We start from the raw sequence: 15,026 nt of genomic DNA, 5'->3' as shown, positions 1-15,026 counted from the left end.
GCGAACGTGAACCCACTCGAGATCGTCACCCCGGTGGCCGCCTCCGGCCTGTTCTCCTGGGCCTGGCTGCTGATCGCCGTGCCGGCGCTGAGCGCGGCGTTTCTGCTCCTCAGCGGCCGAGTCAGCGATCGCTGGGGCCACCTGCTCGGCACAGTGGCTCCGATCGTCTCGTTCGCGCTCGGTCTGGTGCTGTTCGTGCAGCTGCTGGGTCGAGGGGAGGCAGAGCGCTCGGTCGCACTGCCGCTCTACTCGTGGATCCCGACCGGCGGCTGGGACATCTCGGTGGGGCTGCAGCTGGATCAGCTCTCGATCCTGTTCGTGCTGCTGATCACCGGTGTCGGCAGCCTGATCCACGTCTACTCGATCGGCTACATGGCCCACGATGAGCGCCGCCGGCGCTTCTTCGCCTATCTCAACCTGTTCATCGCGGCGATGCTGCTGCTGGTGTTGGCCGACAACTATCTGGTGCTGTTCGTCGGCTGGGAGGGCGTCGGCCTGGCCTCCTACCTGCTGATCGGCTTCTGGCAGCACAAGCCGTCCGCCGCCACTGCCGCCAAGAAGGCGTTCGTGGTGAACCGGGTCGGTGACCTCGGCATGTCCGTGGCGATCATGCTGATGCTGGCCACCTTCGGCTCCTCGGCGTTCACCACCGTGAACCAGGGCGCGGCCCAGATGAGTGGCACAACGGCCACGGTGCTCGGACTGCTGCTGCTCCTCGGTGCCTGCGGCAAGTCGGCCCAGGTGCCGCTGCAGTCCTGGCTGCTGGACGCGATGGAGGGCCCGACCCCGGTGTCCGCACTCATCCACGCGGCCACCATGGTCACCGCCGGCGTCTATCTCGTCACCCGCAGCCACGCGATCTTCGCCGAGACCGAAACGGCCAGCACGGCCGTGGTGATCATCGGCACCGTCACCCTGCTCGTCGGTGCGTGGATCGGCTGCGCCAAGGACGACATCAAGAAGACCCTGGCCGGTTCCACTATGTCCCAGATCGGCTACATGATGCTCGCGGCCGGCATCGGTCCGGCCGGCTACGCGTTCGCGATCTTCCACCTGATCACCCACGGCTTCTTCAAGGCCAACATGTTCCTCGGCGCCGGCTCGGTGATGCATGCCATGGACGACGACGTGAACATGCGCCACTACGGTGCGCTGGCCCGCGTGATGCCGATCACCTTCGCCACCTTCGCCGCGGGCTATCTGGCCATCATCGGCTTCCCGTTCTTCTCCGGGTACTACTCCAAGGACCACATCATCGAGGCGGCGTTCGAGCACAACATCGTGGTCGGTGTGCTTGCGCTGCTCGGCGCCGGCGTCACCGCGTTCTACATGACCCGGCTGATGCTGATGACCTTCCTCGGCCGGAAGCGGTGGGCCAAGGACGTGCACCCGCACGAGTCACCGCTGGTGATGACCGTGCCGCTGATCATCCTGGCGGCCGGCTCGGTGCTCGGTGGCCTGGTGCTGAACAACTGGATCAGCGGCTGGCTCGATCCGGCGACGGGCGGCGCCCACGCCGAGGCACACGCGCCGAGCCTGCTGCACTTCTCGCTGGTCGGCGTGGTGACGCTGCTGGTGGTCGCCGCCGGCGTGGCGGTCGCGGTTCTGCTGTTCGGGCCTCGACGCGACATCCCGGTGACGCAGCCGCAGACCCGATCGCCGTTCGTCCTCGCCGGTCGCTCCGACCTGTTCGGTGACACCATCAACGAGGCGGTGTTCATGCGGCCCGGGCAGCACCTCACCGCCGGACTGGCCCGGCTGGACGACAGCGGCATCGACGCTGCCGCCAACGGCACCGGAGCCGTCCTCGGCGGCCTGTCCATGTGGATGCGCCGGGCCCAGAACGGGTTCGTCCGGACCTACGCGCTGACGATGGTGGCCGGAGCCGCCGCTGTCGGAGCCATCCTCGTCCTCGGCCGGCTGGGCTGAGAGGAAAGGAAGACATGTCTTTCCCCTGGCTCACTGTCCTCGCCCTGCTTCCGGCGGTCGGCGCCCTGGCGCTGATCGGCGTCCGCGGCCGCGCCGCCAAGCAGACGGCGCTGGCGGTCTCGCTGCTCACCTTGGCACTGGCGATCGTGTTGGCCGTGCGGTTCCGCCCGGGCGGTGGGATGCAGCTCGCCGAACAGGTGTCCTGGATCAAGCCGCTCGGGGCCTACTACGCCCTCGGCCTCGACGGGATCGGTCTGGTCCTGGTCCTGCTGGTCGCCATCGTCACCCCGGTGGTGATCGTGGCCAGCTGGAACGACGCCGACCAGTCGGGCAGCAACGGCTGGATCCGCGACGACACCGCCCCACAGCAGGACCCACGGCTCTTCTTCGCCCTGGTGCTGGCCGTCGAGAGCTGTGCGCTGTTCTTGTTCCTGGCCACCGACGTCTTCTTGTTCTACGTCTTCTTCGAGGTCATCCTCGTCCCGATGTACTTCCTGATCGGACGGTTCGGCGGACCCAAGCGCGCCCGCGCCGCGGCCAAGTTCTTGATCTTCGGTCTGCTCGGCGGCTTCGTCATGCTGGCGTCGGTGATCGGGCTGTACGTCGCCTCGGCCCGCGCCGGGCAGCCCAGCTATCTGCTGGCCGACCTCGCCCAGCTGGACATCGCCACCGGCACCGGCCGCTGGTTGTTCGTGGGCTTCATGTTCGCCTTCGCGATCAAGGCGCCGCTGGTCCCGGTCCACACCTGGCTGCCGGACGCCGCGGAGCAGTCCAGCCCTGGCGGGGCGACCATGATGGTCGGCGTGATGGACAAGATCGGCACCTTCGGCATGATCAGGTTCTGTCTGGGCCTGTTCCCCGAGGCCAGCACCTGGGCCACCCCGGTGGTGCTCACGCTGGCCACCATCTCGATCTTGTACGGCGCCATCCTCGCCATCGCCAGCCGCGACCTGATGCGGTTCGTGGCGTACACCTCGATCAGTCACTTCGGCTTCATCGTGCTCGGCATCTTCGCCTTCACCACCCAGAGCCTGACCGGCTCGACGCTCTACATGCTCAACCACGGTCTCTCCACCGCGGCGCTCTTCCTCACCGTCGGCTATCTGGTGAAGCGGCGCGGGTCGGCCGACATCGGCGCCTTCGGTGGGGTGCAGAAGACGGCACCGGTGCTGGCGGGGGTGCTGCTGTTCGCCGGGCTGTCGACGCTGTCGCTGCCCGGACTGTCGAGCTTCGTGTCGGAGTTCATGGTGCTGGCCGGTACGTTCACCCGGCACCCGGTGTTCGCGGCGGTGTCGACGCTCGGCATCGTGCTGGCCGCGCTCTACATCCTGATCATGTATCAGCGCATCATGACCGGACCGCTGGATCCGGTCGTGTCCGAGCAGGTCGACGACCTCCGCGGTCGGGAACGGCTCGCCCTGGCCCCCCTGGTGCTGCTGATCATCGTCCTCGGTGTCTTCCCCAAGCCGCTGCTTGACGTGATCGAGCCGACCGTGGTCGCCACCATGCAACACGTCGGCGTGACCGACCCCGAACCCACAGTGCTCGCGGAGGGTGGCCGATGATGCCCGCAACACCGTTCCTGGCAGTGGCTCTGCAGTTGCCGAGCATGCCCGCCCCGAAGCTTGAGTACGCCTTGTTGTCGCCGATGCTGCTGGTCTTCGCCGGCGCGCTCATCGGGGTGCTGGTCGAGGCTCTCGCACCGCGGGCGAACCGGCAGGCCCTCCAGCTGACTGTGACGTTCGGATCCATCCTGGCCGCGCTGGTCATGACCCTGCGCAACTGGTACGTGCACGACCCGGCCATCACCGCAGTCGGGTCGGTGGCCATCGATGGTCCGACGTACTTCATGTGGACGATCCTGCTGGTCTTCGGTGCCGTCTCCTTCGGCGTGTTCGCCGAGCGCCGGCTGGACAACGGGGCCAGCGTCTTCGCGCCGCAGGCCGCAGCCGTCCCCGGGACCGCGGCCGAGCGGGAGGCTGCCGAAGCCAAGGTGGAGCACACCGAGGTCTTCCCGCTGGCTCTGTTCGCGCTGGTCGGCATGATGCTGTTCCCCGCCTCCAACGACCTGATCACCATGTTCGTCGCCCTCGAGGTGCTGTCACTGCCGCTCTACCTGCTCTGTGGGCTGGCCCGGCGCCGGCGGCTGCTGTCACAGGAGGCGGCCCTGAAGTACTTCCTCCTCGGGGCGCTGTCCTCGGCGTTCTTCCTCTACGGCGCCGCCCTCCTGTACGGCTATGCCGGCTCCTTCGAGCTGGCCGCGATCGACGCCGCGCTGCGCACCAGCCAGCAGGGCACCGGGCTGCTGCTGGCCGGCATGGCGCTGGTCGGCGCGGGATTGCTCTTCAAGTTCGGGGCGGTGCCGTTCCACTCCTGGACGCCCGACGTGTACGCCGGCGCGCCGACCCCGGTCACCGCCTTCATGGCCGCCTGCACGAAGATCGCCGCCATCGGCGCACTGCTCCGGGTGTTCTACGTCGCCCTGGGGGCCGATCGCTGGGACTGGCAGCCACTGATGACTGTCGTCGCGATCGCCACCATGGCGCTGGGCTCGGTGCTGGCTATCACCCAGACCGACGTCAAGCGGATGCTGGCGTACTCCTCGATCGCCCATGCAGGGTTCATCCTGACTGCGCTGGTGGGCGCCTCCCAGGCCGCCACCGGCAGCCCGCCCGGCGCACTGACGAGCGTCTCGTCGATCCTGTTCTATCTGGTGGCCTACGGCGCGGCGACCATCGGTGCGTTCGCCCTGATCACCATGGTCCGCGACGCCAGCGGGGAGGCCACCTTGCTGACCAGCTGGGTCGGCCTGGGCCGGCGCTCGCCGATGGTGGCGCTGGTCTTCGCTCTGTTCCTGCTGAGCTTCGCCGGCATTCCGCTGACCAGTGGCTTCATCGGGAAGTGGGCGGTCTTCGCAGCTGCCTGGACCGGCGGGGCGCACTGGCTGGTGGTCGTCGCCGTGGTCATCAGCGTCATCGCCGCCTTCTTCTACATCCGGGTCATCGTGATGATGTTCTTCTCCGACCCCACCGAGCGTGCGGCAGTGGTTGCGCGGCCCGGGTGGACTACGCTGACCGCCGTCGGACTTGGGGTCGTCGCTACTGTGGCCCTAGGTGTGTTCCCCGGACCGCTGCTGGATCTCGCCCAGCATGCGGGGGAGTTCTTGCGCTGATCGGGCGCTGAGGAGAGATGTGCTTGCAGAATCGACGCACGACGAGGTCTTTGCCGACTCCGTCCGTGCCCAGCTCGAGGTGATCGAGGCCGCGCTCCTGGACGCGGCCGAGGCCCGGACCCCGATGGTCACCGACGTCGCACAGCACATCATCGCCTCCGGCGGGAAGCGGTTCCGTCCGCTGCTCGTCGTCCTGGGAGCCCAGCTGGGTCCCGCGGCGGACGCCGCCGACGTGGTCCGCGGTGCCGTCGTGGTGGAGCTGACCCACGTGGCCAGCCTCTACCACGACGACGTGATGGACGACGCTCCGCTGCGCCGCGGTGCTCCGAGCGCCAACGTGCGCTGGGGCAACTCGGTCGCCATCCTGGTCGGTGACTTCCTCTTCGCCCGTGCCTCCGATCTCGTCTCCGAGCTCGGCCCCGAGTACGTCCAGCTGCAGGCACGCACCTTCGCCCGGCTGGTCCAGGGCCAGATCGCCGAGACCGTCGGGCCGCAGGACGGCGAGGACCCGGTCCAGCACTACCTCCAGGTGCTGGCCGACAAGACCGGCTCCCTGATCGCCACCTCAGCGGTGTTCGGGGCCAAGCTCGGCGGGGCCGACGCGGCGGTGCAGCAGACCATGGCGGAGTTCGGCGAGGAGATCGGCCTGGTCTTCCAGCTCAGCGACGACATCATCGACATCACCAGCGACTCCACCGGCAAGGCCCCCGGCGCCGACCTGCGCGAAGGCGTACCGACCCTGCCCACGCTGCTGGCCCGACGGTCCACCGACCCGGCGGACGCGCGGCTGCTCGAGCTGTTGGACGCCGACCTCTCCGACGACGGGCTGCACGCCGAGACGTTGCAGCTGCTGCGGGCACACCCGTCGGTCGAGCAGGCGCGGACCGAGGTGCTCCGTCGCGCGGAGGTGGCGCGGTCCAAGCTGCGTACGCTGCCGGCGGGCCGGGCGCGGAGCGCGCTGGAGGAGCTCTGCGACACCGTGGTGAGCCGCTCCGCCTGAGCGTCGTCCGATGCGTCCAGTGATCACCGCGTGACGCGGGCGATGAAGCACTGCGCCTCCAGGTTGCGCAGGTGCACCTCGGCGATCATGGGGTCGGTGAAGAGCTCGCGCAGGACGGCGTCCAGGTCGTCATCGGCTCCGGTGATCCGGTTGCCGCGGTAGTACATCGCCTGGTCGGCGGTATAGCTGCGCAGCACGCGGGGCTTGCCGGCGACGAAGTCCGGCAGGCCGCCGGCGGGGTGATAGCCCTGGCAGGGCACCGCGTGCACGAACACCGGGCCCACCTCGCGCCAGGGTCGCCGGGCGGTCAGCGGAGCGTGGGAGATCACCCAGAGGCGGTCACCGGGTGAACTGTGTCGAAGACAGCAGCGCAGCTGGTCGCCGCCGTCGCTGATCCGCAGCTCCGGGACGTTGCCGAACGCGTCGAGACCCCGGGCCCGGATCGCCTCGAGCTCGCTGGGGTCGATGGGGTGGACGTGGAGGTCTGGTGAGGATGTCATAGCTAGAAGACGACGCAGCCACCGTGATCGTGAGCCGATCTTGGCGACCGGTGAGCTAATTCTGGTTTCCGCCCGCGTCGCTGGTTGCCCCGGCCAGCCGGACCGGGCACGGTAGGGCGATGATCGATCAGCGGGCGGTTCGGTGGAACAACAACATTCACTATCATCGCCGCATCCTCGATGCCGTGCCGGCCGGAGCGCGGACCGCTCTCGACGTCGGCACCGGAAACGGTCTGCTGGCGGCCGAGCTGCATCAGCGGGTGCCGAAGGTGACCGGTCTGGACCCCGACGCCGGAGTGCTGGAGTCTGCCCGCACCGAGGATCCGGCCGTGGACTGGATCCACGGCGATGTGCTGACGTATCCCTTCCCGCTGGCCTCCTTCGACATCGTGGCCTCGGTGGCGACGGTTCATCACCTGCCCGACCTCGACCAGACGTTCGCCCGGTTCGCCGACCTGACCGCGCCGGGCGGGGTGGTGGCCGTGGTCGGTCTGGCGAAGTCGTCACGGCCGCTCGATGCGCTCTATGACCTCGCAGGCCTGGTGCAGCAGTACGGCTATCAGCGTCGGTACGGCATCTGGGAGCACTCCGCCCCGATCGTGTGGCCGCCGCCCCACACCTATGTCGACGTACGACGCAGCGCCACCGAAGTCCTGCCGGGGGCCACCTGGCGCCGGCTGCCGATGTGGCGCTACTCGATCATCTGGACCAAGTCGCGCGCCTGATCGACACACCGGAGCCTCACCACCTCCGCGGTGCTCACCAGATGGTGACGCGCTCATTCGGTGCGAGCCACAAGGCATCCGACTCGGTCACGTCGAAGGCGGCATAGAACTCGTCGAGGTTGCGGACGATTTGGTTGCACCGGAACTCATTCGGCGAGTGCGGGTCAGTGGCCAGCCGCTGCTTCACCATCTCGGTCCGCGCCTTCTGCTGCCAGATGGCACCCCAGCTGAGGAACAGCCGCTGCTCGTCGGTGTAGCCGTCGAGCGGTGCCACCTCGGTGTCGCCGCGGGCGATCCGATACGCCTTCAGCGCGATGGAGAGCCCGCCCAGGTCGCCGATGTTCTCACCGATGGTGAGCGCGCCGTTCACGTGGTGACCGGGCGTCTGCGCCGGCTCTAGAGCGTCGTACTGGCTGATCAGGGCGCCGGTGCGCTGCTCGAACGCCGACCGGTCCTCGGCGGTCCACCAGTCCTCGAGCTTGCCGTCGCCGTCGCAGGTGGAGCCCTGGTCGTCGAAGCCATGGCCGATCTCGTGGCCGATGACCGCGCCGATGCCGCCGTAGTTCACCGCGTCGTCAGCCTGCTCGTGGAAGAACGGGGGCTGCAAGATGGCGGCCGGGAAGACGATCTCGTTCTTCAGCGGGTGATAGTAGGCGTTGACCGTCTGCGGGGTCATCAGCCACTCCTCCCGGTCCATCGGCTGACCGATCTTGGCCAGCGACCGGTTCAGCTCGAAGGCGGCGGCGCGCATCACGTTGCCGATCAGGTCGTCGGCCGAGATCTCCAGCGCGGAGTAGTCGCGCCACTTCGACGGATATCCGATGTGCGGGCGGAACTTGCTCAGCTTGTCCAAGGCCCGCTCCTTGGTCGCGTCGGTCATCCAGTCCAGCGCGGTGATGGACTGCCGATAGGCCTCGATCAGGTTGGCCACCAGCTCGTCCATCCGCGCCTTCGCGGTGGGGGAGAAGTGCCGCTCGACGTAGACCTTCCCGACGGCCTCGCCCAGCGCGCCCTCGACCAGCTCGACGCCCCGCTTCCACCGTTCCTTCAGCACCGGGGTGCCCGACAAGACGGTGCCGTAGAACCGGAACCGTTCGTTGACGAACGCGCTGGACAGGTACGGCGACATGGATGAGATCAGCTTCCACTTCGCCCACGCCTTCCAGGCGGCGAGCCGCTCCTCGGTCAGCAGCTCGGCCACCTCGGTGAAGAAGGACGGCTGGGTCACCACCAGCTCGGCCATGGTGGACTCATCGATCTCCGCCCCGGCCAGGAACTCGCGCCAGTGCAGGCCCGGAGCGGACGCCTCGAAGGCGGCCAGGTCCATCAGGTTGTACATGGCCCGCATGTCGCGGGACTTGACCTTGTCCCAGTGCGCGGCGGCGATATCGGTCTCAAGGTCGAGCACCCGCTGCGCCTGGGTCGCCGGATAGGACTGGCCGGCCAGGGAGAACACCTTCGCCAGGTGCTCGCCGTAGGCGTCGCGGATCTCCTCGTACGTGTCCAGGCGGTAGTACTCCTCATCGGGAAGGCCTAGGCCGCCCTGGCCGACGAACATCACATAGCGAGTGGGGTCACCCGGATCCGGCTCGGCCTCGAAGTCGATCAGGCCACGCACGCCCCGGCGGGCGAAGCCACCGACCAGGCGCATCAGCTCCGCCGGGTTGGTGATCGCGTCGATCCGGCCCAACGGTCGGGACAAGGCGGTGGCGCCGGCCGCTTCCACGGCGTCGGCGTCCATGAAGCTGGCATACAGGTCGGCGATCTTCGCCTCGTCCGTGCCGGGCTGCGCGGCGTCCATGCCGGTGATGATGTCGCGGACGGCAGCCTCGGCTGCGTCGCGCAGCTCCATGAAGGAGCCGGTCAGCGGCTTGTCCTCGGGAATCTCCGTCTGGTCCAGCCAGGCCCCGTTCACGTGGCGGAACAGGTCGTCCTGCACCCGGGTGCTGGGGTCGAAGTCGGCGAACTCGATAACGGGAGGGATCTGGGTGTCGGTCACGCACCCGATGCTACCCAGCGCGGTCGGTGCGCTCGGATCGCCCGCGCCACCTCGGTCGTCGGGGCGGGCGAAAGACGACGGCGCGCCCGCAGCTGAGCTGCGGACGCGCCGTGGTCGGTGCCGGGTTCAGACGGGCCCAGCGTCAGTTGGAGAAGGTGACCTTCATCGGCTCCTTGGTGATGTCACCCGAGAGCTTCACGAAGCGGTAGACCCGCTGTGGACCGAAGGTCGCCTTGCGACCGTCCTGGCTGCCCTGGGCCTGGAAGGAGAAGGTCATCGACGCCGACCCCTCGACCAGGGCCGGGTTCTGGTAGTTCAGCCGCGGCTTCAGGTTGGCGAAGGGGTCCTCGGTGAGCTTCCAGCTGATGGTGGAGGCCGTGATCTTCTGGCCCGACTGCGCCTTGATGCCGAACGGGCAGTTCGCCGGAGCGAGCTGCTTCTGCTTCAGGCAGTTGTCGAGGCCCGCCTTGGCCGTCTTCACGAAGGTGTTGTAGCCCTCTTCGGTCAGCGTGGGCTTGATGTCACTGGCGCTGGGGTAGTCCGACGGGCTCTTCAGCAGCAGGACGTTCTCGCTGCCGTAGTCGACCAGCTTGCTGCCGCTGGTGAACTCGTACGACCCCGGGAAGATCTTGATCTTGTCGGTCTTGACCGGGACCCCGTTGACGTTCAGCGGCAGGGTCTTGGAGCGGACGTAGGACAGGTTCAGCTCGGACACACCCTCGCGCAGCTTCCAGGTGTCACCCGACTTCTCCACCGAGAACGACTCGCTGACGGCTTCCTCACCGATCTTGTAGGTCGCGTCGACGCTGTAGGTGTTGTCGTCGCTCACCTCGGGCACGTTGATCTCGGTGATCGGGGCAACCTTGTTGGAGGCGGCCAGCACGGCATCGGTCAGGAACGTCTTGTCGGCCGGCTGCTCGCTGGACAGCGCCAGCGCGGTCTCGGCCTGGCCGGCGGCGAGGGCCTCGAGATAGCCCTTGACAGCATCAGACGGCTTGCTGGCCGCCTCGGCGGCAGATTGCGGGTCACTGGGATCGACGGGTCCCGAGGCGGAGCCGCCACGGTTGAGCAGCAGGACGCCGCCGGTGACGCCAAGGATGATCAGGGCGAGCACTGCGGCGCCCACGATCAGGAACACCTTGTTGTTGTTCTTCTTCTGTGCTCCGGGGCCGGTGGGGCCACCAGGACCCATCGGAGCACCAGGTCCGGTCGGTCCACCAGGTCCGGTCGGTCCACCAGGTCCGGGCTGGCCAGGACCGCCGTAGTAGCCGGGCGTACCCGGGCTGCCGGCGTTGCCGGGGAAGCTGCCGGGGGCCTGGCCGTAGCCGGGCGGCGGCTGCTGCGGGTACCCGCCACCGTAGGCAGGTCCGCTGGGCTGCCCGAAGCCGGGCTGCTGTGGATCGCGGGGCTGCTCCGGACCGTAGGGTCCGGGCTGGCCGCCAGGTGGGTAGTTTCCGCTCATGGTCGAGTTCTCCGTCGTGACGTTGCGGGTGGGGATTCGCGCACACTCTATCCAGCCGCGGGGCCATCGGCGGCCCAGGCGTCGGCCGCCGCGCCGCAGTGCCCCGGAGCCGCCGGTGAGGTTGGGCCCAGAAAGGGTCAGGCTGTTCCGGGGACGGCGTCCAGGCGAGCCCGACGGTTGGTACGCGCCCGCAGCAGGCTGTGCCCGGTGAGGACCATCAGGGCCAGCCAGACCAGACCGAAACCGACCCAGCGCCCGGTCGACATCGACTCGCCGAAGTAGAGCACGCCGAGCAGGAACTGAAACGTCGGAGCCAGATACTGCAGCAGGCCGAGGGTGCTCAGCGGCAGCCGGGTGGCCGAGGCGGCGAAGCACAGCAACGGGATGATCGTCACCACGCCGGTGGACACCAGCAGCAGCGAGTACGACCAGCCCAGGTGGGCGAAGGTCAGCGTGCCGTTGACCTGCAGGAAGATCAGATACGCCAGCGCGGCGGGGGTGAGGATGGCCGACTCCAGGGTGAGGGTCTCGACCGCTCCCGCGTTCAGCCGGTTCTTCATCACCCCGTACGTCGCGAAGCTCGCGGCGAGCACCAGCGCGATCCACGGCAACCGGCCGTAGTCGATGGTGAGCACCACGACGGCCAGCCCGGCCAGTGCGACGCTGACCCACTGGACCACCGCCAGCCGCTCGCGCAGCATCACCACCCCGACCAGGATCGAGAAGATGGGGTTGATGTAGTAGCCGAGGGCCGTCTCGATCACGTGGCCGGAGTTGACCGACCAGATGTAGAGCCCCCAGTTGACCGAGATGGTCGCCGCCGCCACCGCCAGCAGGGTCAGGTTCCGGCGGGTCCGCAGCCGGACCCACCAGCCCTTGCGGGCGGTGAACGCGAGCAGCACCGCAGCGATGACCAGGGACCACACCACCCGGTGCGCGAGCAGCTCGAGTGCGCCGGAGGCGGCGACCAGCGGCCAGAACAGCGGCACCAGTCCCCACAGCGTGTAGGCCGCGACCCCGTAGGCGACCCCGTGCCTGCTGCTCCGCTCCTGCCCGGTCGGGACGGTCTCGCTGACCGCGGTGGGGGTGCCGCTCACCATGCGGACCGTGCGGGTGTCACCGCACGGTCCAGGTGTCACCACCGGCGATCAGCGCCTGCAGCGCGTCGTCGTCGTTGCCGGCGCCCTGGGCCAGCGTGACCTGCTCGCGCGCCAGGTCGTCGTAGGTGGCGGCGTCGACGTCGCGGAAGACGCCGATCGGCGAACGGTTCAGCATCCCCGAGGCGGTCAGCCGAGACAGGCCGAAGGCGTACGTCGGGTCCTGCTGGTGCGCGTCGTGGACCACCAGCGCCTCGACTCCGACGGAGTCGACCTCGGCCACCTCGAAGCTGCCGGTGACCGCATCGCGAACCACACCCAGCCGCCCGTCGACACCGAAGCGAATCGGCTCGCCGTGCACCAGCGGGATGATCGCGTCGGCGGACGTCTCGGCGTCCTTGATGACGTCGAAGGCGCCGTCGTTGAAGATCGGGCAGTTCTGGTAGATCTCCACGAACGAGGTGCCGCGGTGCGCGGCGGCGGCACGGAGCACCGAGGTGAGGTGCTTGCGGTCGGAGTCGATGGTGCGGGCCACGAACGTCGCCTCGGCGCCCAGCGCCAGGGAGACCGGGTTGAACGGGTTGTCCAGCGACCCCATCGGGGTCGACTTGGTCACCTTGCCGATCTCGGAGGTGGGGGAGTACTGCCCCTTGGTCAAACCGTAGATCCGGTTGTTGAACAGCAAGATGGTGACGTTCACGTTCCGGCGCAGCACGTGGATCAGGTGGTTGCCGCCGATCGACAGCGCGTCCCCGTCACCGGTGATGACGAACACCGCCGCGTCCTCCCGCGCCGTCGCCACCCCGGTGGCGATCGCGGTCGCCCGACCGTGGATGGAGTGCATGCCGTAGGAGTCCACGTAGTACGGGAACCGCGACGAGCAGCCGATGCCCGACACGATGACCGTGTTCTCTTTCTTGATGCCGAGCTCGGGCATGAAGCCCTGGAACGCGGCCAGCACGGCGTAGTCGCCGCAGCCGGGGCACCAGCGGACCTCCTGGTCGCTGGTGAAGTCCTTGCGGGTCAGCGGTTCCAGGGACAGCGGCACGCCCGCCAGTCCTCGGTAGCCGTTCTGTGCGGCGGTGGCCACACCTTCGTCGACGGCGGTCACGCTGTCACTCCTTCGAGATGGTCGATCTCGGACTCGAGGTCCGTAGCGAGCTCGCTGAGCGAGATGGGTAGCCCGCGAACGCGGGAATAGCTCTGTACGTCGATCAGGTACTTCGCCCGCAGCATCATGGCGAGCTGACCCAGGTTCATTTCGGGCACGATCACCCGGTCGTACCCGGCGAGGACCTCGCCGAGGTTGGCCGGGAACGGGTTGAGGTGGCGCAGATGCGTCTGCGCCACGGCGCGGCCCGTCTTGCGCACCCGCCGGATCGCTGCCGTGATGGGCCCGTAGGTCGAGCCCCAGCCGAGCACCAGGACGCGGGCGTCGCCGCTCGGGTCGTCGACCACCAGGTCCGGGATGTCGCGGACGATGCCGTCGATCTTGGCCTGCCGGGTGCGGACCATCTCGTCATGGTTGGCGGGGTCGTACGAGACGGCTCCGGTGTCCTTGGCCTTCTCGATGCCGCCGATCCGGTGCTGCAGACCGGCGGTGCCGGGGATGGCCCAGGGCCGGGCGAGTGTCTCGGGGTCGCGGCGATAGGGGTAGAAGACGTCCTTGCCGGCCAGGTCGGTGCCGTTCGGCTCGGTCGCGAAACCCGGCTCGATCTCCGGGATGGCCGACACGTCGGGTACCGGCCACGGCTCGGCGCCGTTGGCGATGTAGCCGTCGGAGAGCACGATCACCGGAGTGCGGTACTTGATGGCGATCCGGGTCGCCTCGATCGCGGTGTCGAAGCAGTCGGCCGGCGACTGCGCGGCGATGACCGGCACCGGCGACTCTCCGTTACGGCCGTACATCACCTGCAGCAGGTCGGCCTGCTCGGTCTTGGTCGGCATGCCCGTGCTGGGGCCGGCGCGTTGCACGTCACAGATGATCAGCGGCAGCTCGGTCATGACGGCCAGGCCGATGGTCTCGGCCTTGAGCGCGACGCCGGGACCGGAGGTGGTGGTCACTCCGAGATGGCCGGCGAAGCTGGCGCCGAGCGCGGCGCCGACGCCGGCGATCTCGTCTTCGGCCTGGAAGGTGGTGACGCCGAATCGCTTGTGCTTGCTCAGCTCGTGCAGCACGTCGGAGGCCGGGGTGATCGGGTAGGAGCCGAGGAACAGCGGCAGGTCGGCCTTGCGGGCACCGGTGATCAGCCCGTACGCCAACGCGAGGTTGCCTGAGATCTGGCGGTATTGACCCGGCGGCATCGGCGCCGGCGCCACCTGGTAGGTGACGGCGAAGACCTCGGTGGTCTCGCCGAACGCGTACCCGGTCTTGAATGCGGTGATGTTGGCGTCGCGGATCGCCGGCTTCTTGGCGAACTTCGACGCCAAGAAGTTGAGCGTGCCCTCGGTCGGGCGGTGGTAGAGCCACGACAGCAGGCCGAGCGCGAACATGTTCTTCGCTCGGGACGCGTCCTTGCGGCTCAGCCCGAACGCCTTGACCGCCTCGACGGTCATCCCGGTCAGGTCCAGCGCGTGGAGCTGATAGTCGGCCAGCGAGCCGTCCTCCAGCGGGTTGGTGTGATAGCCGACCTTGGTCAGGTTCCGCTTGGTGAAGTCCGCCGTGTCGGCGATGATGACGCCGCCGCGTGGCACGTCGGCGATGTTCGCCTTCAGCGCGGCCGGGTTCATCGCCACCAGCACGTCCGGGCGGTCGCCGGGCGTCATGATGTCGTAGTTGGCGAAGTGCAGCTGGAAGCTCGAGACTCCTGGCAGAGTTCCGGCAGGTGCGCGGATCTCGGCCGGGAAGTTCGGCAGGGTGGAGATGTCGTTGCCGAACACGGCAGCGTCCGCGGTGAAGCGGTCGCCGGTCAGCTGCATCCCGTCGCCGGAGTCACCGGCGAAGCGGATGACGACGCGATCGAGGGTGTGGACCTGTTTCACCTCGGAGATAGCCTTCTTCCTGGCGTAGCTATTCCCCGGACCTGGAATGTCGGGGAGCGGTGCCCTGGCCCCGCCGGTCATCGGCGTGTTCTGCCTCACGGCACCGTCACCAATGATAAGGCGTGCCTCACTACGGCCCAACGCCTTCCACCGCGTGGAC

At 68.4% G+C, this 15,026-nt stretch carries 11 protein-coding genes; 5 read left to right on the top strand and 6 right to left on the bottom strand.

The features are described from left to right. The first annotated feature begins 6 nt into the window (after positions 1-6). Genes nuoL through AC1XX3_RS03770 form a run of 4 tightly spaced genes read left to right on the top strand, consistent with a single transcriptional unit; the run spans position 7 to position 6,101 of the window. Entirely contained in the window at positions 7-1,929 is a 1,923-nt protein-coding gene (gene nuoL, locus AC1XX3_RS03785) for an NADH-quinone oxidoreductase subunit L (protein ID WP_483319737.1), read from the top strand. Positions 1,930-1,943: 14 nt separating this feature from the next. Further along, entirely contained in the window at positions 1,944-3,494 is a 1,551-nt protein-coding gene (locus AC1XX3_RS03780) for an NADH-quinone oxidoreductase subunit M (protein ID WP_483319736.1), read from the top strand. Then, entirely contained in the window at positions 3,494-5,101 is a 1,608-nt protein-coding gene (nuoN, locus tag AC1XX3_RS03775) for an NADH-quinone oxidoreductase subunit NuoN (RefSeq protein ID WP_483320208.1), read from the top strand. Before AC1XX3_RS03780 ends, nuoN begins: the two co-directional genes overlap by 1 nt. 19 nt (positions 5,102-5,120) lie before the next feature. Continuing rightward, positions 5,121-6,101 carry a polyprenyl synthetase family protein gene (locus AC1XX3_RS03770; RefSeq protein WP_483319735.1) on the top strand — a complete coding sequence of 327 codons (981 nt, stop codon included), beginning with the start codon at positions 5,121-5,123 and terminating at the stop codon, positions 6,099-6,101. A gap of 23 nt (positions 6,102-6,124) precedes the next feature. Here the strand turns inward: AC1XX3_RS03770 and AC1XX3_RS03765 are convergent, their stop codons facing one another. Further along, the gene (locus AC1XX3_RS03765) at positions 6,125-6,601 is read right to left on the bottom strand and encodes a DUF1203 domain-containing protein (protein ID WP_483319734.1); all 477 of its coding nucleotides are present in this window, start codon (positions 6,599-6,601) and stop codon (positions 6,125-6,127) included. Positions 6,602-6,720: 119 nt separating this feature from the next. Between AC1XX3_RS03765 and AC1XX3_RS03760 the strand changes: the two genes are divergently transcribed. Beyond that, on the top strand, positions 6,721-7,326 hold the full coding sequence (locus tag AC1XX3_RS03760; RefSeq protein ID WP_483319733.1) for a class I SAM-dependent methyltransferase: 606 nt from the start codon (positions 6,721-6,723) through the stop codon (positions 7,324-7,326). 34 nt (positions 7,327-7,360) lie between these two features. Here AC1XX3_RS03760 and AC1XX3_RS03755 read toward each other — a convergent pair whose 3' ends face one another. The 5 genes from AC1XX3_RS03755 to AC1XX3_RS03735 all read right to left on the bottom strand — a co-directional run bounded on the left by AC1XX3_RS03755 (position 7,361) and on the right by AC1XX3_RS03735 (position 14,866). After that, positions 7,361-9,325: a M13 family metallopeptidase gene (locus AC1XX3_RS03755; RefSeq protein ID WP_483319732.1), complete on the bottom strand. Its 1,965-nt coding sequence runs from the start codon at positions 9,323-9,325 to the stop codon at positions 7,361-7,363. A gap of 142 nt (positions 9,326-9,467) precedes the next feature. Further along, positions 9,468-10,787 (bottom strand): hypothetical protein, encoded by a 1,320-nt coding sequence (locus tag AC1XX3_RS03750; protein ID WP_483319731.1) that lies wholly within the window; start codon positions 10,785-10,787, stop codon positions 9,468-9,470. A gap of 137 nt (positions 10,788-10,924) precedes the next feature. Further along, positions 10,925-11,884 (bottom strand): EamA family transporter RarD, encoded by a 960-nt coding sequence (gene rarD / locus AC1XX3_RS03745; protein WP_483319730.1) that lies wholly within the window; start codon positions 11,882-11,884, stop codon positions 10,925-10,927. A gap of 19 nt (positions 11,885-11,903) precedes the next feature. After that, complete coding sequence (locus tag AC1XX3_RS03740) at positions 11,904-12,974, bottom strand: 2-oxoacid:ferredoxin oxidoreductase subunit beta (RefSeq protein WP_483320207.1); 1,071 nt, start codon at positions 12,972-12,974, stop codon at positions 11,904-11,906. Between the two features lie 17 nt (positions 12,975-12,991). After that, positions 12,992-14,866 carry a 2-oxoacid:acceptor oxidoreductase subunit alpha gene (locus AC1XX3_RS03735; protein ID WP_483320206.1) on the bottom strand — a complete coding sequence of 625 codons (1,875 nt, stop codon included), beginning with the start codon at positions 14,864-14,866 and terminating at the stop codon, positions 12,992-12,994. Positions 14,867-15,026: the final 160 nt, after the last annotated feature.

It is taken from the genome of Microlunatus sp. M237 (assembly GCF_056896895.1).
Note: the sequence above shows the minus strand (reverse complement) of the source record. Positions and strands in the feature narration are given on the sequence as shown.